Here is a 17,786-nt window from a genome sequence, read left to right on the forward strand (position 1 = left end):
AACAGAATCAATACACAGCCTTGAAAGGGAATGTTATGATAAGAATATTCAAAAAATGAAAAGAAGAGGGGAAAGAAAAGATGCAGCAGCCTTATGATATGCCGCTTGAACAGCTTTATCAGTATAAACCTGAACGGACGGCACCGGCCGATTTTAAAGAGTTCTGGAAGGGTTCATTGGAGGAATTGGCAAATGAAAAAGCGGGACCGCAGCTTGAACCGCATGAATATCCGGCTGACGGGGTAAAAGTCTACTGGCTTACATACAGAAGCATCGGGGGAGCGCGAATTAAAGGCTGGTACGCAGTACCCGACCGCCAAGGGCCTCATCCTGCGATCGTCAAATACCACGGCTATAACGCAAGCTATGACGGAGACATTCACGATATTGTCAATTGGGCTCTTCACGGCTATGCGGCATTCGGTATGCTGGTCCGCGGACAGAACAGCAGTGAAGATACAGAGATCTCTCATCACGGACATGTACCCGGCTGGATGACAAAAGGAATCCTCGATCCGAAAACATATTACTACAGAGGGGTCTATTTAGATGCCGTACGAGCAGTCGAAGTGGTCAGCGGTTTTGCTGAAGTCGATGAAAAGCGGATCGGGGTGATCGGGGCAAGCCAAGGAGGCGGGCTGGCCGTCGCGGTTTCGGCGCTGTCCGATATTCCAAAAGCAGCCGTGTCAGAATACCCTTATTTAAGCAATTTTCAACGAGCGATCGATACAGCGATCGACCAGCCATATCTCGAAATCAACTCCTTTTTCAGAAGAAACACCAGTCCGGATATTGAGCAGGCGGCCATGCATACCCTGTCTTATTTCGATGTCATGAACCTTGCCCAATTGGTCAAAGCGACCGTACTCATGTCGATCGGACTGGTTGACACCATCACTCCGCCATCCACCGTCTTTGCGGCTTACAATCACTTGGAAACGGATAAAGAAATAAAAGTGTACCGTTATTTTGGACACGAATACATCCCGCCGTTCCAAACCGAAAAGCTGGCGTTTCTGAGAAAGCATCTGAAATAAATAAAAGCGAACACCCGGTGAAGCCGGGTTTTTTTATGTCTTGATTTAAGAATATATCGTATTATAAGATGTAATTAGAGAGGGTGATGAAAGTGAATACGGAACAAACCATAGAAGTGATGAATCAGAACTGGACGGATATTTACTACCATCTGCACATGAAACATGATGATCAATTGTCTCACCAAGCGGTTCGGATGCTTCAGCATATCGAAAAAAACCGCTTTGTGACCATTGGCCATTTAGCAAGATTGTTGGATGTCTCTCATAATACGGCATCAGAACATGTGAAAAGACTAATACAAAAAGGGCTTGTACAGAAAAACAGGGACAGCAGCGATGAACGCAAAGTCTACGTCACGTTAACGCCTGAAGGTGAAGAAGCAGTGAAACGGCATACGAGACTTAATCCGAAAAAACTGCAAAAGGTGCTGGAGCAATTAAATGAGGAAGAAGTCGAAATGGTTAAAACAGCATTTTCCTTGTTAAGCCGGGAGGCAAAATCATGTTTTTAATAGTAAAAATCGGGGTTTCTGCAATATTGATTGCCATTATAACCGAGATTGCACGAAAATCGCCTGAAATGGGCGGAATGATTGCGGCTTTGCCGCTTGTCAGTCTGCTGAGTTTATTTTGGCTGAGTGTACAAGGGGAATCTTTAAAGCATTTAAGCCAATTTGCGAAAGGCGTGCTATGGGGGTTTCCAGCCACAGCGGTTCTTCTTTTGATCGTGGTTTTGAGTTTAAAAGCATCATTCCCGGTTATCATTTCTGTTGTATTTGGAATATGCGGATGGGGCGGGTGTTTAATGCTGCAAAAGGCTCTCATCCATGCAATATTCGGGTGAAAGGCGGGTTGTCCTTTGGTATAAGGAGCTGCCTGTGCTGCCGCACAAGCAGCCTAAGAAGGTCCGGCGGGGGGATGGAACGGAATAACATTCCGGTCCGAGTCTACCACGTATAAAGCCTGGAGTAGTAAATCATCCTCGCCGGAAAAGGAGCGTCCCGGTATGCTCCGTCCGGCGGGATGGATGTCGACAGAAATCGGAAATAATTGCTCCCGAGTATTTTTAAGTTTATCGGATAAGTCTGGACGGTTTCAGGAGCGAGTTCGTAGGAGAATGCTTGAGCTTTAGTTTGACTGATCATGAACTCTTGATATTCTCCATTTTGAAAGTAATATAAATAGCCCTTTAAACGATGCGCTTCCTGGTTGACCAAAGAGATATACAGACCTTCTCGGCCGGATTTTTCAACGGGGTTTCCTGCTTTGTCAGACAGGTAAATCAATCCCGTTTGAGATGCGCTTCCGCTGTATATTTGACAGTTAACGGGTTCAATATAAGCAGGGTGTGCCGGCAGCCGGTCAGGATGCGGAGCATGTGAAATCAATTCAAAATAGTAGGGCGCTACATAGTCGGCATCCCGATTCCATTTGCAATCGCACTCAGCCTTTGGATCGAACATGAAGGTCTGGGTGATGATATAAACGATATGTCTGCCCGCGGGCACATGCTGGAGCCTGATGTTGATTTCCTTGGACGAATGAGCGGGAACGATGAATGGAAAGGTTTGCGAGGGCCGGTCATTTCCTTCAAAGAAGACGGATATATGAATTCGGTCTTCCTCATTCGCATGGTTGCAGTAGACGTATGAGGCTTGGAAATGGCCAGATGAATCGGTTTGATAGCTTACTTTGTTTCTGTCGATCGTATAAAGGTTTTCTGCGTGAAAATGAGTTGATCTGAGGAAATGAATAATACCGCCTCCGTTTCACAGTATAGTAAGCCGCCGGAGTACCCGGCAGCTTCATATTATTTTTTGATATAAACCTCTGTCCGCTTTTCCAGGAAATCCTGGAGCAAAGCGATCCCCGAGCAAATGGCCCAGTAAATCAAGGCAACTAAAATGTACATCGTCATATAGTCGAATTCCCGTCCGCCGACGATTTTTGCCTGCTGAAACAATTCAGGCACGGTGATCATGGCGGCCAGGGAAGACGCTTTAACGAGATCAAGCATCACGTTCGCAAGAGGCGGGAGCGCAATCCTAACCGATTGAGGGACAATCACGTGGCGCATCGTCTGCCAGTAGGAGAATCCGACCGATTTTGCAGCGTCCCACTGCCCTCTGTCAACGGACGACAGGGCCGAGCGGATAATCTCGGCAATGTATGCGGCGCTGTTGATGCTGAAGCCGATTAAGGCAGCAGCCAAAGCCGTAAATTGGATTCCGATATAAGGAAAACCGAAATAAAGGATAAATAGTATGACAAGGATCGGAACGCCTCTCATAAACGAGATATAGATTCTTGCCGGCCAACGAAGCAAAGCGAGCCCGGACATGCGCCCAAGCGCGATGAAAAAACCGAGAATTAAACCGGCAAACATGCTCGCAAAAGAAATGAAAAGCGTATTCCATATGCCTTGCATCACATAAGGAAACGATTTCGCAGCCAATTCTGCATTAAAAATATACTCCCATTGAATAGAGCCCAATTTAAATCCCTCTATTTATTCACATCGACATCGATATAGTCGATATCCTGCTTTTTCGAAACATCGGCACCGCCGAAAAACTTTTTCGAAATCTTTTTGATTGTGCCGTCCTTCAGCATTTCATCAATCGTTTTGTCGAATTGTTTTTTAAGTTCAGTGTTTCCTTTTTTCATGATCATGCCTTGCTGATGCGGATAGTATTTAAGATCGGGATGAATTGTCAGATCCAGATCAGGCATTGCGGCGAGCGCGAGCTTTTGAAGGTAGTAGTCGTTTAAGATGACGTCGGTTCTTCCATTCGCTACATCCTTTAAAAATTGATCATTTGTCGCGTTGTCGTAAATGACTTCCTCTGCTCCGTATTTGCGTGCGATATCCATGTAAACTGTCGTAGCTGCACCAGCGGCTTTCTTTCCTTTTAAGTCCTCAAGCGTGTGGATGCCTGATAAGTCTTTTTTGCGGACGATAGCCGTTCCGAATGAATATTTATAAGGCGTAGAGAACAAAAACTTTTCTTTGCGGTCGTCTGTCATCGTAATATCGTTGGCGGCAGCGTCTACTTGTCCGCTCCCCACCGCAGTCAGCATGCCGTCAAAGCCCATTTCTTTAAATTCGACATCCAGGTCGAGCCGTTCAGCCGCTTCACGGATGACTTCAACTTCGTAGCCGGTCAGCTTGTCCTTGCCGGAATCAGTGTCATGATATGAAGTGGGGTAAAGGGTTCCTGAAGTCGCTACCACGATCTTCCCTTTTTCCTTTATCTCATCCCAGGCCGTTTTTTTGTTTTCAGCCTTATTTTGAGCTGTGCTGCATGCAGCTGTTATAAGAGCAAGCGCCAACACAGTTATCAACAATGTAATGCGCTTATACGTATGCAATTTATTCACTTAAAACAATCCTCCTATTCCTTTAGTCAAGTAAACCATAGCACTGAAGTAGGGATTAGGCAATAAGATAATTAGTATTGGGAAAAAATAAAATGATTGATTGTGCAACCTGCTTTACTTTTTAAGGTGAAAGATGGAATCATAAAGGTATTGGCAAATTGAAACATAAGGAGGATAAGAAAGATGAAAAATATTTTAATCATCAACGGGCATGAAGCCTATCCCCATGCAAGAGGACAGCTCAATCACACTATTTTTACAGCGATGGCGGACAAGCTGAGCGAAAAATATGAAGTGAAAAAAACAGTGGTGGCAGACGGCTATCAAATCCCGGAGGAACACGAGAAATTCAAGTGGGCTGATGCCGTTATTTATCAGACGCCTGTTTACTGGTTCAGCGTTCCTGCTTTATTTAAAAAATATATTGATGAAATTTATGAGTACGGGCTTTTTTATCAAGGGTCTGAAGACTACGGAAGAGGCGGACTGTTTACCGATAAAAAGTATATGTTTTCAACCACATGGAACGCGCCGAAGGATGTATTCTCCAAGGCGGGGACATTCTTCGAAGGTAAAAGCCTTGATGAAGCGCTGTTTCATTTGCACAAAATGCAGGAATTCATCGGCATGAAGCCTTTAAAAACATTCTCTGTCCATGATGTAATCAGCAATCCGCAAGTGGATCAATATTTAGCTGATCTGGACGCCCATTTAAAAGAAGTATTTTCGATTTAAGTAAAGAGGTTTGTGCACAAGCGCAGACCTCTTTTTTTCGTTACCCTCCAAGAAAACGTGATACAGTTGAGTAAAAGCAAAGCAGGGGGTGTCCGCATGTTTTTAAAAAAGCTGACTTTACTTCGGGAAGGAGTTCCTTCTTATGCAAAATATCCATTTTCAATTCCTGCTATTCAACATTTAAAAGAACTGACGTTTCAAAAAAACGTAACATTTTTTGTCGGGGAAAACGGATCGGGCAAATCGACGCTGCTTGAAGCAATCGCAGATAAATGCGAATTTAACACAGCCGGCGGGGGAAGAAATAACACATATGAAGTGTACGGCTCCGGATCGGCTCTTGGAGACTATATCAGATTGTCGTGGCTTCCCAAAGTAACAAACGGCTTTTTTCTGCGCGCTGAATCTTTCTATCATTTTGCCACTCATATTGATGAAGTGGATATCACGGGATTTCGAAGCTACGGAGGCAGATCTCTTCACGAGCAGTCGCACGGCGAATCTTTTTTATCGCTTTTCAAGCATCGTTTTAAAGAAAAGGGGATTTATCTTCTAGATGAGCCTGAAGCGGCCTTATCTCCGGCAAGACAGCTGGCATTCTTGAAAATCATTCATGATTTGACGAAATCCAGCCAGGCTCAGTTTATCATCGCTTCCCACTCCCCCATTTTATTAGGGGATCCGGAAGCCGAAATCTTTAGTTTTGATGGTGAACAAATCGCTGAAGTGAACTATGAGGATACGGATCATTACACTTTAACCAAGTATTTTCTTCAGCACCGGGAAAAGCTTTTGGCGGAGCTGTTTTTAGATGACGTTTGATCTGAAACGCGTTTCATAGGATATGATAAGGAGCATCCGGATCAAAATATGAAACAGGAGTTGAGCTATATGATTCATCAGCGACTACGCCCATTTCCAGATCATTTCCTATGGGGATCAGCATCTGCAGCCTACCAGATCGAAGGAGCCTGGAATGAAGACGGCAAGGGGCTTTCGGTTTGGGATGTGTTCACAAAGATTCCCGGAAAAACGTTTAAAGGAAGCAATGGAGACATTGCGGTCGACCATTACCACCGTTTTAAAGAAGATGTTGCTTTAATGGCTGAGATGGGGTTAAAAGCATACCGCTTTTCAGTCAGCTGGCCGAGGATTTTTCCGCAGGGCAGGGGAGAAGCCAATGAAGCGGGTTTGAGATTTTACGATGACTTGATTAATGAGCTCCTTGCTCATGATATTGAACCTGTTTTGACGCTTTATCATTGGGATCTTCCCCAGGCTTTAATGGATGAATACGGCGGCTTTGAATCCAGAAGAATTATAGAGGATTTCAATGCGTATTGCGTTACGCTCTATAAGCGGTATGGAGGCAGGGTTAAATATTGGGTGTCCCTTAACGAGCAAAATTACAACTTTAATCACGGCTTTATCACAGCGATGCATCCCCCGGGTGTGAAGGATAGAAAACGCTTCTATGAGGCTAACCATATTGCATTTCTAGCGAATGCAAAGGCAATCGATTCTTTTCGCCGGTATGTTCCCGATGGAAAAATCGGACCGAGTTTTGCTTATTCGCCTGCATATCCCCTCTCCAGCCGTCCGGATGATATCCTCGCCTTCGAGAATGCCGAGGAATTTACAAACTATTGGTGGCTTGATATGTACTGCCGGGGAACATATCCGGACATCCCTTTAAAGTATCTGAAGGAAAAAGGCTGGGCGCCGACAATTGAAGATGGGGATATGGAGCTTTTAGCAAAAGGAAAACCCGATTTTGTCGGTGTGAATTATTATCAAACCATCACATATGAAATGAATCCTCTTGACGGGGTATCGGAAGGAAAGATGAATACGACCGGCCAAAAGGGAAGCAATCAGGAAACAGGCATGCCGGGTTTATACAAAACAAAAAGGAACCCTCATCTTGAGACATCGAATTGGGATTGGGCCATTGACCCGATCGGTCTAAGAATCGGACTTCGCAGGATTTCCAGCCGCTATGGGCTTCCGCTTTTCATAACGGAAAACGGGCTGGGGGAATTCGATAAGGTTGAAAATGACGGCACGATTCATGATGACTACAGAATTGCCTACTTGCGTGCGCACCTTGAACAATGCAGACAGGCTTTAAACGACGGAGTCGATTTAATCGGCTACTGCAGCTGGTCATTTACAGATTTATTGAGCTGGCTGAACGGCTACCAGAAAAGATACGGTTTCGTTTATATTAACCGTGATGAAGAGAATGTAAAGGACTTGAAGAGAATTAAAAAAGACAGCTTTTACTGGTACCAAAACGTCATTCAGACAAACGGGGAAGAGCTTTAGGAGGGGCGCCGGATGAAACCGGCGCCTTTATCCGTTGTTCAAGCCTGTTTAAAATCGAGAAGATAGGTGATCTGTGCAGTGCCGCTGTGATCAGGCATTATTGTATAGCATGTCAGCTGATAGGCGCCTTGCGGAATATCGCATGTCAATTTCTTGGATAGGACGCTTGCAATTTCTACCCCGTCATAAAGCACTTCGAAAGGAACGGTGACGCGCCTGTTGAAGGAGGGCACCTGTTTTTGGGCATTCAAACGGACTTCTACTGAAGATGCCGTGTTTTCGAGAGCTTCAAACGAGACCGCGTGCTCTCCCGTTGTATATCCTCTTTTAATATCCTCGTCTGTCCAATCCATAACGGGCGGCTTTCCGCCTTTCTGATAAACGGTAAACTGATGGTATGACATCGTCATTTCTTGTGCTTCCCACTTTTTGATCAAAGACCGTACCCCCAGTGTTAATTAATCTTGAAAAGTACTTTCGTCCCGTCCGGATAATCGCTTACCTGATTGCCCACCCAAGATCCTGCTCCACGGTTATCAGACGGGCTGATATACTCGACAGAAGCACCTGTTCCGCCTTCTTCGCACATGGCCATCGGCCACTCGTCGCGGTCATAGCCTGATTTGGAAGGAACATCTTTCAATGAATCCTTTCGGCGTTCGTCGGCTCCGTCCCTGTCGATCGTACAGATTTCGGAGTGCCCTTTTTTGATAGCCTTTCGAATGTGTGCGCCTGTTTCAGGATAGCGGTCCGAAGGAAAAATCAGCACTTCATCGTAGTTTGAGCCGTTTTGCCGGCCCGAAGGCTGGTGTTCTGAAGTGAAAAAGTCGCCAGATACAATACCGATGATCACGACGGCGACGGCGAGCAAGGTGATCAGCAAAGATTTAATCTTGTCCATTCTTGTTGTCCTGCTTTCTTATGTTAAATCATTCGGCCGCAGTGGACCGGAAGTAAATACAACTTTATTATCGTAAAAATGATTTGAGAAATAAAGGGGAGATTAATAAGTTTTTCCTCTTGAAATGCTGAGTTTCCGTCTATCAAATCGCTTTTTTTAAAATTTTGCCGGTCGTTTAGAAAGTTTTAGAGGTTCAAAATTTAAATTTTTCATATGAAAGAAAAACTTTCAGAGCCCCCTTTATCAAGCCTTTCTGCGCGAATGATATGAAATACAAGACAGAAAAGGAGCTGATCGAGTTGCTTCGCAAGCTATTGAAGGCACTTCAAAACGGCAAAAACCGACGATACAGCAGCAGCGATTACGGACGGAAATCATACAAAAAGTACAGCAGCAGCGATTATAAAAGAAAAGGGTACGGTCATCGCCATTACAAAAGAAAGCACAAGAAATTTTTCGGCAGCAGCTAAATCACGTGAAAACATTGATAAGATGGCTGTTTGACCGCCCGCTCAAAAAAGGAACCGTCTTGGAGGGGAGATATCGAATCAACCGTGTGCTCGGGATGGGCAGCTACGGCATCACATATCTTGCCGAAGAACTTGGAAGATCCGGTTTCCGCGTCATCAAGCAGCAGAGAAAAACAAAAGCATGGACATCAGCCGGCTGGCGGTCTTTCAACCGCGAGGCTGAAATTTTGCGGGAATTGGATCTGCCTGCCGCGCCCCGTCTATATGAGGTGCTTCGAGCGGCCGGCGAGCGGTTTATCGTAATGGAGTATATTGAAGGAAAAACGTTTGAAGATTTGCTCTTTTATGATGGGCGTGTCTTTGATGAACAGCAAACGATCAGCATATTGAAGGAGGTGCTTCACAGCGTTTCACTTCTTCACAGCCGGGGGATTATTCACCGGGACTTGAGGATCCCAAATTTGATTGTGAATCGAGGAACGATCCGCATCATAGATTTCGGACTGGCATGCCGCCTGACTGAGAGAGAACGCGTTGATAACCGGCACCCGGAAAAAAAGCTGATGCGTGCAGTTTCAGTCAAAAGTGACTTTTATGCGTTAGGGCATTTTGCATTGTTTCTCCTGTACTCCGGTTTTACCCCGTCCGACGAGGAAGAAAAATGCTGGGAAGAAGAGCTCAGCATATCGTCTGGGCTTAAATCTGTTCTGCGGAAGATGCTGCAGATTGATCTCCCGTATGAGCGTGCAGAAGACATTATCGGCGATTTGATTTCCTGTACGGCGGAAAAGAAGAAGCTGCCGTTTTAACGGCAGCCCTTTTTCCCTGCTATTTCATTTTGACTTCACCGATGAGCTGATGCAAATCTTCAGCCAGTTTGGAGAGTTCATTTGCAGAGGCGGTGACTTCTTCCATAGCCGCAAACTGCTCTTCTGTCAGACCTGCGACTTGTTGTGAATAATCAGATGTTTCCTGAACTTCTTTTGAGATTGCTGTAAATGATGTTGTGATGTTTTGAATGCTTTGCGATATATGCCGGGCGTCGGAAGACAAGTCGGAAATTCTTACGCTGAACTCTTCCATTAAGCCGTCAATAGATTCAAATGTCCTTTTGTTCTGTTCGATCATTTTGACGCCGTTGACCGCTTCCGTTTTCACTGTCATGATTGAATCGGTTGTGGTTGCGATTTCTGATTGAATCTCTGAAATGAGGTGGGAGATCTGATTGGCTGATTGCTGCGACTGTTCGGCAAGACGGCGAACTTCTTCCGCAACGACGGCGAATCCTTTTCCGTGTTCTCCTGCTCTTGCAGCTTCTATTGAAGCGTTCAAAGCGAGCAGGTTGGTTTGATCGGCAATCTCCGTGATCGCTTTTGAAATGCTGCCGATTTCATATGATCTTGTATTAAGCATTTCAATGATTTCTCCGCTTTCATGGACCGATTGATGCATCGTGTGAATTTGCCGCATCGTTTCGGAGATATCTTTTGCCCCCTGTTTTGCTTTTTTGCGGGCGTATTGGCTCTTTTCATTCAGGATCGCAGCGTTTTCTGATATGTTTTGTATATCGGCGGAAACTTGTTCAACGGCTTGTTTGCTGCCTGCTATCCCCGATGTCTGCATTTCCGATGAACTTGCGATATGCTGGACGGCTTCGGTGATTTTCTCAGAAGCGAGGCTTGTTTCTTCAGCTCCAGATGTCAGCTGATCAGAAGCGGCAGCTACACTGTGCGACGACTGTGAAATTTTTTGCATCAGCCGGTTTAGGCTGTCATTCATTTGATTGAAATGATGTGACAAGTCGCCCAGTTCATCTGTCGAATCATCCTGGATCTCGGTTGTCAAATTGCCGCTGCCCGCCTGTTCAAAAGCATGAGTCAGCATTCTGAGCCTTCCGCCTATCCTTTTGGTGAAAATGAGGACAAGCAAAATGGAGATGATGATTGAAGCAGTCAGAACGATAGCAAAAATTTTCAGGAACGATTGAAGAGTGCTTGTGATCATATCCTGGTCGGCCCCTGTATAAAAGATGCCGATAACTTCACCGCTCTTGTCTTTGATCGGCATATATGCCGTTTGATATGTTTTTCCCGCTACATCTGCTTTTCCATAAAAGTTTTTTCCTTCTTTTAAAACCGCATTTGCTACCTCAGAAGACACTTTCGTTCCGACAGCGCGTTTTCCGTCTACCGTCACATTTGTAGATACGCGCGTGTCATATTGAAAGATGGTGACAGTGTCTTTCGTATCATTGCCGATTTGGTCGACGAGTTCTTCATTTCCGTTAATAAGGGTCGAACCTTTGTAGAGCCTGTCTTCTTTGACTTCCCAATCACCTTCAAGAGATTCATTCAAATAACGGTAGCTCAATTTCAAATCGCTTTTGGCTTTCTCTGTCGCCATCTGTTCTAACTCTTTTGAAAGCTCTTTGATAATGAAAATCCCGAGTGCTGACGAAAAGATCAGAATAACGGCTAACACGAGAAGATTAATTTTCGTCCCCAATTTCAGCTTAAATCGCTTTTTCTTCACTGCTTTTCCCCCTTTTGTTTCACCTGTATACAATATCGGTTAAAACGGAGGCGTGTTGACAAAATGAAAAAGAAAACCCCGCTTGTGAAAACGGGGTTTTGGACAATCTGAAAGCCTAAAGTTCCTCTGCTTTTTCGGCTTTTCCTGTTTCATACTGTTTTTGTTTATTTGCGATGTAGCTTCTTGCCTCTTGATGCATGCGATGTTTCATTTTATAGACTTCACTGTTTTGATAGATATGTGAATTGTAGTTTAACGGAGACGCATTTTTCCCTTTTCCTGTTGCGTCGATTAAGGCGGAATAGTCGGTCTGGATCATTTGCTGAATATGTTCAGAGGCCGAGTATTCTCTTTTGAGCAGTCCATCAAGATCTTCGACAGCCTTGATTGTGTCTTTTCTGTTTTGGTTTGCAGCGTCAAGCTGCTGTTTGATTTCATCGGATGAGAACGGCTGTAGCGATATTAAATCATCTATCTGTCCTAAAATATTCGACAGCTCTTGCTGCTGTGCGGAGACCATGTTTTGAGAGTGAATGTGGACATTTGCAAGCTCCTGTTCAAGAAATTGAACATCAACGAACGTATCCTCTGAAAGTCCGGCATTTTCGGCAGCAGAAGATACACCATTCAGAAACTGAATCTGCATATCGGTTAAATCCAGCCAGCCGTCTACGACTCCTGATAGGTCTCTGTAAAACGCTTTAATGGCATCGGCGCCTTTTCCTTGAAACTCATCAAGTTCTGCGACGCTGTTTAACGCTTTTTTTAAGCTGACGAGCTGTTCTCTCAAATTTTTATATTCATCAGATCTTTGCTTCATAGCTGAAATTAGGGTTTCCGCTTCGTAGACTTTCATTGGAAATCTGCCCTTCCTGCGACTTATATAGTACAGAGTGTACCACTTTGCCACAGGGAATTGGGCAATAAATCCTGAATATCCATGAAAATGAATCTTTATGATCAAATCTGCGAGACGTTTAGGTTTTTTGTCGCAACAGATGATCTTTGCTTTAGTAGTTAATTAGTCCTCTTTATGACAGGAATGTGTCGATGGACCGAAGAAAAGCTGAACACCAAAAATGTGAAATACTGTGAACAACACAATTGAAAATGTGATTTTATGGTATCTTAAAATAAAATATTAAACAAAAAAGACTTGGAATATTGTAATTAAACATAATTGACTACTTTCTCATGCTTGATTAGTATGATAGTAAAATATTTTAAAAAAAGGATATTTTTAAAAGGGGAGATCGGGATTGAATGAAGAAGGTTACCGGCTTGGAATTGATATTGGAGGAACTTTTACCGATCTTACATTGTTAAATCCGGCGGACGGAAGCATGACCGCAGTTAAAACGCCGACCGTTCCCGAAGATCCGGCCCGAGGAATCATCAACGGCTTGGCTCTCTTGAAAACTCGGGGTGTCCAGCCTTCAGAAATTCATCACTTTGTACACGGCATGACAATCGGTTTGAACACATTATTACAACGCAAAGGGGCTGATATTGCTTTATTCGTAACCGAAGGTTTCCGTGATATTCTTTCGCTTCAGCGTCTCCGGCTTCCGGTACCCTACGATTTTAGATCGAGAATGCCGGAGCCCCTCATTCCTCGGAAAAACGTGTTTCCCATTCAAGAAAGAATGCTTTATGACGGCTCTGAAAAGCTGCCGCTTCATATGGAAGATATCGATGAGGCGGTTGGACAAGCTTTAAGAAAAGGCTTAAAAGGAATCGTTGTTTCTTTTTTGCACAGCTATCGGAATCCGCTCCATGAACGCCAGGCTGCCGAACGGATCAGGCAAATAGCGCCCGAGCTTGAGGTGGCAACGTCTGCGGAGCTTTGGCCGCAAATGAGAGAATACGAACGAACGGTTATGTCCGTCGCGAATCTATACATCAAACCGAATATCCATCACTACTTTGGATCGCTGAAAGAGAGGCTTGTCCAGGAAGGAATATCGGCGCAGCCGTTTATCACCCAGTCCAACGGAGGACTGATGGACATTGAATCGGCTGCCGAGGCACCTGTCAAAACGCTTTTTTCCGGACCGGCAGCGGGGGTCATAGGATCCATCAGAACGGCGGAAGCCGCCGGCGAGGCCAATATCATCACCTTTGATGTCGGAGGAACCAGCGCAGATATTTCGATTGTTGAAAAAGGAGAGCCGACCTTTACCCAGTCAAATCAAATCTCGGGATTTCCGATTGCGATTCCATCTGTAGCAATGTATTCGATCGGTGCCGGCGGAGGATCGGTGGCATGGATTGACAGCGGCGGTCTCTTGAAAGTAGGGCCGGAGTCAGTTGGCTCTGATCCGGGGCCGGCCTGTTACGGAAAAGGAACAAAGGCCGCACTTACAGATGCGTTTCTTATATGTCATTATTTAAACCCAAACAGGTTTGCAGCAGGAAATATGAAACTGTACCGGGAAAGAGCCGAAAAAGCGCTCCTCCCGGTTGCCGAGTATTTAGGCACAGATGTGGAGCAAGCCGCGGATAAGATGATTCAAGTTGCGCTTGCCAATATGTACACGGAACTAAGCAATGTCATGGAGCAACACGGGTTTGACCCGCGTGAATTCAGCCTTATGGCTTTTGGAGGCGCAGGCCCGGTTACTGCTAATTTTTTGGCTGAGGAAATTCAGGCCAAAAATGTGCTGATCCCGCCGCATCCGGGAACTCTATCGGCTTTGGGCGCACTGACGGCTGATTTTATCTACGATGCTGTATGTTCAAGACAGGTGCTGCTTGAGCAAATAAAAACGGCTGAGTTAAAAGTGGAGTTTATGAGGCTGCAAGAACAGGCGGAAACATGGCTGCGGAAACAACGGGCGGACATGGTGACTGAAGCCTCTCTTCTTTACTTGCTTGATGCCCGTTATAAAGGTCAGGCGTATGAAATTGAGCTCCCTGTTTCACCGGAATGGCTGGAAGGCGAAAGTACGAGTGAAATCGCAGACTCCTTTCATCTCTTACATGGGAAGCAATATGGACACAGCGATGGGAAAGCAAGCATTGAATTGATGAATATGCGCGTCCGCATTATAGGCAAGACGCCGAAACCGCCAGGCGGAAAAGGATGTCAAAGTAATCTGCCCGAAGCTGAACCTGTCAGCCAAAGAAAGATCATCATGAAAGGCGGTACATATCAAGCCTCCGTATACCGCCGTCCAGATTTAAGGAGCGGGCAGAGAATAGATGGGCCGGCCATTGTTGAGCAGGACGATACAACGACGCTGATTTTGCCAAATTGGAGCGGGAAAACCGATCATGCCGGAAATTTGATCATTGAACGGAAGGAGAGCTGACCATGCGCACAGATCCTGCCCGGCTGGAAATGATGAGAAGCTACTTTAACGCGATAGCCGCGGGAATGGGGCACGTTATTGAACGGACGTCCTTTACCACATTTGTAAAAGAATCGGCTGATTTCGCTACTGCGCTTGCGACGCCGGAAGGGGAGTTTTTCGTTTATCCGAAAACGGTCGGCGTCACGATTTTTTTAGGGCTTTCATTAAAACGGGTCATCGAAGAAAGCGGCCCATTTGAACCGGGAGATATTATCCTCACAAACGATCCTTATACAACGGACGGATTGGCGACCCACTTGCCTGATATTCATGTGGTGAAGCCGATTTTCTTGGAGGGCGAGATAATCAGTTACGCGTGGTGCTTTGTCCATTGCAGCGATGTCGGCGGCCTTGTCCCGGCAAGCATTTCGCCGACCGCGACAGACATCCATCAGGAAGGCCTGAGAATACCGCCGGCAAGGATTTACAAAAAGGGGAGAGAAAATCGCGATATATTGAAGGTTTTGCGGGCAAACAGCAGGGTTCCCGACTTAAATGAAGGGGATATTCATGCGATGGTGGCCGCGGTCAATACGGCGGAGAATCGATTGACAGAAATGGTCGGAAAGTTTGGAAAAGAAGCGGTCCAACAAGGAATGGATGATTTGCTCGAACAAGCCGCGATGAGAGCCGGACGGGTAATCAGCAGGATTCCGGAAGGTTCATACAGTTTTTCAGATTATCTTGATGACGATATGGTTTCTGACGTTCCGATCCGCTTGGCTGTTACGGCAAACGTCTCGGGAGGGGAGATCACATTGGACTTTTCAGACTGTGATCCTCAGGTGAAGACCGCATTTAACCTTGTCACCAATGGAAGCAAACATTCATTTCTATATCAGGGCCTGATCAACTATATCATAAGTGAAGACCCGTATATTCCGATTAACGGGGGGCTGACACGGCCGATCCAAGTTATCGCTCCAAAGGGTACGCTGGTTCATCCGGAATATCCTGCGGCGGTCGGCATTCGTCATTCGATCACGATGAGACTTTATAATGCTGTACTGGGCGCATTGGCAAAGGCGCTTCCGAAAGCCGTGCCTGCAGCAGGCGCCGGTCAGTCAGCGATTGTCGTACTGTCGGTTCCCGATGAATCAACTGGCAGCAGGAAGATGTCGGTGGTCGAACCGATGGGAGGCGGAGGAGGCGGCCAGCATGACATGGACGGAGCAGATGGAATTGACCATGCCTCCGGATTTTTGAAAAATACGCCGATTGAAAGCCTTGAACAGCACATCGACATCCATGTTCGCCGCTATGAATTGATCAAAAATACAGCCGGAGCCGGTTTTCACAGGGGAGGCCATGCAATCGGGCTGGAGTTTGAAGCGGCGGCACCAGAATCAATTGTGACCGCAAGAGGGATGGAGAGGATGCGTTTTCATCCGTGGGGGCTCGCCGGGGGAACGGCAGGAGCGCTCGGGCGGGTGCGCCTTTATCCTGATCAGCCTCAGGAGAAAACGATGTCGAAGATCGATGTTCTAAAGCTCAATAAAGGGGATGTTATCAGCATTCATTCACCAGGCGGCGGAGGCTGGGGAAATCCCTTCCGCCGGGAAGCTGAATCGATTTTAGGAGAAGTTGAAGCGGGCTTGCTGAGCCCGGAAGCGGCATATCATCAATACGGCGTTGCTGTAAAAGAAAACGGCGCTGGCTCCTTCATTATTGATCTGGAAGAAACAGCTGAAATCAGAAAAAAGAAAGCAGGCGAACATCGGAAACAATGGGATTTCGGTATCGCCAGAGAAGAATACGAACGGTGCTGGACAGAAGAAGCCAGCAGCACATTGGCCCGGCTTCTGCGACAGCTTCCGGCTCATCAAAGGTCACATGTTAAACATTTAGTCCATCGTTATTTCTCAAAAGAACATAACGGTCCGATCAGTAAAAGCGAAGTTGCGGCCGCTGTGGAAAAACTGGCTGGAAAAAATAACACGGGAATGGTGAGATGACAATGAAAAGTAAAATTTCTGCTTTATTTATTCTGTCTCTTGCAGCGGTGCTCCTCCTTTCGGGATGCGGCGGAAACGGAAGTCAGGAAAGCAAACAATCAGATACAGTCGTTATCGGCGTCTATGGGGGCGATTGGGAAAAACATATCAAGCCGAGCCTCGAATCTTTTGAAAAAGAAACAGGGCTGAAGGTCAAAGTTGTCGCAGGGACAGACTCTGAGTGGTTCACAAAACTCAAGGCATCGAATGGCAGAAATGCTCCCTATGATCTCTTAATTCTGCAGCCGGACACGATTCACAGAGCGCAGTCGGCGGGATTGCTGGCACCGATCGATCAGGAAAAGGTTCCGAATGTCCGCGATCTGTACCACTCTGTTCAGAAACGCTTCACCGATGATGGAAAGCAGTATGCGGCCGGTTTCAGTATGGGACAGCTCGGAATTGTCTACCGAAAGGATCTTGTACCACAGGAGCCTAAGCGCTGGACGGATCTTTGGAACAGCAGCTATAAAGGTCATGTCGCCATATCATCGCCGGCTTATTCGGCGGGGCTTCAGTTTTTTGTAGGATTAATCAATGCCCAGGGCGGCCTGGAGTCAAACGGGAAAGACGTGGATAAAGCGTTCAACAGCTTGGCTGATTTAAAGAACAACATAACGGCCTATCCCGATAATCCAGGCTCGATACAAACGCTTCTGGAACGTGGGGATGCATGGGTTGTTCCGTTTTGGGACGGCCGCGCTTTTTCTTTGCAGGATGCAGGTCTTGACCTGGGATTTGCATATCCCGAGGAAGGTGCAGTCGCAGCAGTTGCAAGCTGGGCTTTAATGAAAGGAAGTCCTAATCAGGATAATGCGTACAAGCTGTTAAATCATCTGCTCAGTCCAGAAGTGCAAGGAGATTTTGCCGATAGAACGTTTTACGGCATGGCCAATAAAAAAGTGAAATACAGCGATAAATTAAAAGGGAAGATCAAAGTAGGGGAGGATTATTACAGGAATTTAAAATGGGTTGACTATGAAGTCGCGGCAAAAGATCTAGGCGATTGGACAAATCGCTGGAATCAAGTACTTGGCGGAAAATAGGTG

The 17,786-nt window shown here is 45.9% G+C and carries 18 protein-coding genes; 11 read left to right on the forward strand and 7 right to left on the reverse strand.

Annotated elements, in window-relative coordinates:
- Positions 1-80 precede the first annotated feature (80 nt).
- The 3 genes from MKY62_RS01915 (at position 81) to MKY62_RS01925 (ending at position 1,884) form a co-directional block, all read left to right on the forward strand.
- Positions 81-1,037: an acetylxylan esterase gene (locus tag MKY62_RS01915; protein ID WP_003178789.1), complete on the forward strand. Its 957-nt coding sequence runs from the start codon at positions 81-83 to the stop codon at positions 1,035-1,037.
- A gap of 86 nt (positions 1,038-1,123) precedes the next feature.
- Positions 1,124-1,552 carry a MarR family winged helix-turn-helix transcriptional regulator gene (locus tag MKY62_RS01920; RefSeq protein ID WP_003178790.1) on the forward strand — a complete coding sequence of 143 codons (429 nt, stop codon included), beginning with the start codon at positions 1,124-1,126 and terminating at the stop codon, positions 1,550-1,552.
- Positions 1,543-1,884 carry a DUF3147 family protein gene (locus MKY62_RS01925; protein ID WP_003178792.1) on the forward strand — a complete coding sequence of 114 codons (342 nt, stop codon included), beginning with the start codon at positions 1,543-1,545 and terminating at the stop codon, positions 1,882-1,884. Before MKY62_RS01920 ends, MKY62_RS01925 begins: the two co-directional genes overlap by 10 nt.
- A 103-nt stretch (positions 1,885-1,987) precedes the next feature.
- Here MKY62_RS01925 and MKY62_RS01930 read toward each other — a convergent pair whose 3' ends face one another.
- From MKY62_RS01930 to MKY62_RS01940, 3 genes are all read right to left on the reverse strand, one after another.
- The gene (locus MKY62_RS01930; protein WP_003178794.1) at positions 1,988-2,548 is read right to left on the reverse strand and encodes a hypothetical protein; all 561 of its coding nucleotides are present in this window, start codon (positions 2,546-2,548) and stop codon (positions 1,988-1,990) included.
- A 302-nt stretch (positions 2,549-2,850) separates the two neighbouring features.
- A complete protein-coding gene (locus tag MKY62_RS01935; protein ID WP_003178799.1) occupies positions 2,851-3,534 on the reverse strand; it encodes an amino acid ABC transporter permease in 684 nt (227 codons plus the stop codon).
- Between the two features lie 11 nt (positions 3,535-3,545).
- On the reverse strand, positions 3,546-4,421 hold the full coding sequence (locus tag MKY62_RS01940) for a transporter substrate-binding domain-containing protein (protein ID WP_003178801.1): 876 nt from the start codon (positions 4,419-4,421) through the stop codon (positions 3,546-3,548).
- 183 nt (positions 4,422-4,604) lie between these two features.
- On the opposite strand from MKY62_RS01940, the gene MKY62_RS01945 reads away from it, so the two are divergent.
- From MKY62_RS01945 to MKY62_RS01955, 3 genes are all read left to right on the forward strand, one after another.
- Positions 4,605-5,156, forward strand: coding sequence for an NAD(P)H-dependent oxidoreductase (locus MKY62_RS01945; RefSeq protein WP_003178803.1), 552 nt, complete (start codon positions 4,605-4,607; stop codon positions 5,154-5,156).
- 96 nt (positions 5,157-5,252) lie between these two features.
- Positions 5,253-5,978 carry an AAA family ATPase gene (locus tag MKY62_RS01950; protein ID WP_059261071.1) on the forward strand — a complete coding sequence of 242 codons (726 nt, stop codon included), beginning with the start codon at positions 5,253-5,255 and terminating at the stop codon, positions 5,976-5,978.
- Positions 5,979-6,047: 69 nt separating this feature from the next.
- The gene (locus MKY62_RS01955) at positions 6,048-7,484 is read left to right on the forward strand and encodes a family 1 glycosylhydrolase (protein WP_003178806.1); all 1,437 of its coding nucleotides are present in this window, start codon (positions 6,048-6,050) and stop codon (positions 7,482-7,484) included.
- 38 nt (positions 7,485-7,522) lie between these two features.
- On the opposite strand, the gene MKY62_RS01960 is transcribed toward MKY62_RS01955, so the two are convergent.
- Together MKY62_RS01960 and MKY62_RS01965 are read right to left on the reverse strand one after the other, a co-directional pair.
- On the reverse strand, positions 7,523-7,921 hold the full coding sequence (locus tag MKY62_RS01960) for a competence protein ComJ (RefSeq protein WP_003178808.1): 399 nt from the start codon (positions 7,919-7,921) through the stop codon (positions 7,523-7,525).
- 17 nt (positions 7,922-7,938) lie between these two features.
- Positions 7,939-8,385, reverse strand: a complete 447-nt coding sequence (locus tag MKY62_RS01965; RefSeq protein ID WP_003178810.1) for a NucA/NucB deoxyribonuclease domain-containing protein — start codon at positions 8,383-8,385, stop codon at positions 7,939-7,941.
- A gap of 266 nt (positions 8,386-8,651) precedes the next feature.
- Here MKY62_RS01965 and MKY62_RS01970 point away from each other — a divergent pair, with 266 nt between their 5' ends.
- Together MKY62_RS01970 and MKY62_RS01975 are read left to right on the forward strand one after the other, a co-directional pair.
- Positions 8,652-8,855, forward strand: coding sequence for a hypothetical protein (locus MKY62_RS01970; RefSeq protein WP_003178812.1), 204 nt, complete (start codon positions 8,652-8,654; stop codon positions 8,853-8,855).
- A 5-nt stretch (positions 8,856-8,860) separates the two neighbouring features.
- The gene (locus MKY62_RS01975; protein WP_003178814.1) at positions 8,861-9,664 is read left to right on the forward strand and encodes a protein kinase; all 804 of its coding nucleotides are present in this window, start codon (positions 8,861-8,863) and stop codon (positions 9,662-9,664) included.
- Positions 9,665-9,683: 19 nt separating this feature from the next.
- Here MKY62_RS01975 and MKY62_RS01980 read toward each other — a convergent pair whose 3' ends face one another.
- Both MKY62_RS01980 and MKY62_RS01985 read right to left on the reverse strand, forming a co-directional pair.
- The gene (locus MKY62_RS01980; RefSeq protein WP_003178816.1) at positions 9,684-11,387 is read right to left on the reverse strand and encodes a methyl-accepting chemotaxis protein; all 1,704 of its coding nucleotides are present in this window, start codon (positions 11,385-11,387) and stop codon (positions 9,684-9,686) included.
- A gap of 115 nt (positions 11,388-11,502) precedes the next feature.
- The gene (locus tag MKY62_RS01985; protein WP_003178817.1) at positions 11,503-12,243 is read right to left on the reverse strand and encodes an LXG domain-containing protein; all 741 of its coding nucleotides are present in this window, start codon (positions 12,241-12,243) and stop codon (positions 11,503-11,505) included.
- A gap of 403 nt (positions 12,244-12,646) precedes the next feature.
- Between MKY62_RS01985 and MKY62_RS01990 the strand changes: the two genes are divergently transcribed.
- The 3 genes from MKY62_RS01990 to MKY62_RS02000 are packed head-to-tail and all read left to right on the forward strand — an operon-like array spanning position 12,647 to position 17,783.
- On the forward strand, positions 12,647-14,701 hold the full coding sequence (locus MKY62_RS01990; protein WP_003178820.1) for a hydantoinase/oxoprolinase family protein: 2,055 nt from the start codon (positions 12,647-12,649) through the stop codon (positions 14,699-14,701).
- A gap of 2 nt (positions 14,702-14,703) precedes the next feature.
- Entirely contained in the window at positions 14,704-16,698 is a 1,995-nt protein-coding gene (locus MKY62_RS01995) for a hydantoinase B/oxoprolinase family protein (protein WP_003178822.1), read from the forward strand.
- A gap of 2 nt (positions 16,699-16,700) precedes the next feature.
- A complete protein-coding gene (locus MKY62_RS02000; protein WP_003178823.1) occupies positions 16,701-17,783 on the forward strand; it encodes an ABC transporter substrate-binding protein in 1,083 nt (360 codons plus the stop codon).
- The last annotated feature ends 3 nt before the right edge of the window (positions 17,784-17,786 follow it).

It is taken from the genome of Bacillus sp. FSL R7-0646 (assembly GCF_037969865.1).
Lineage (GTDB): Bacteria > Bacillota > Bacilli > Bacillales > Bacillaceae > Bacillus > Bacillus licheniformis.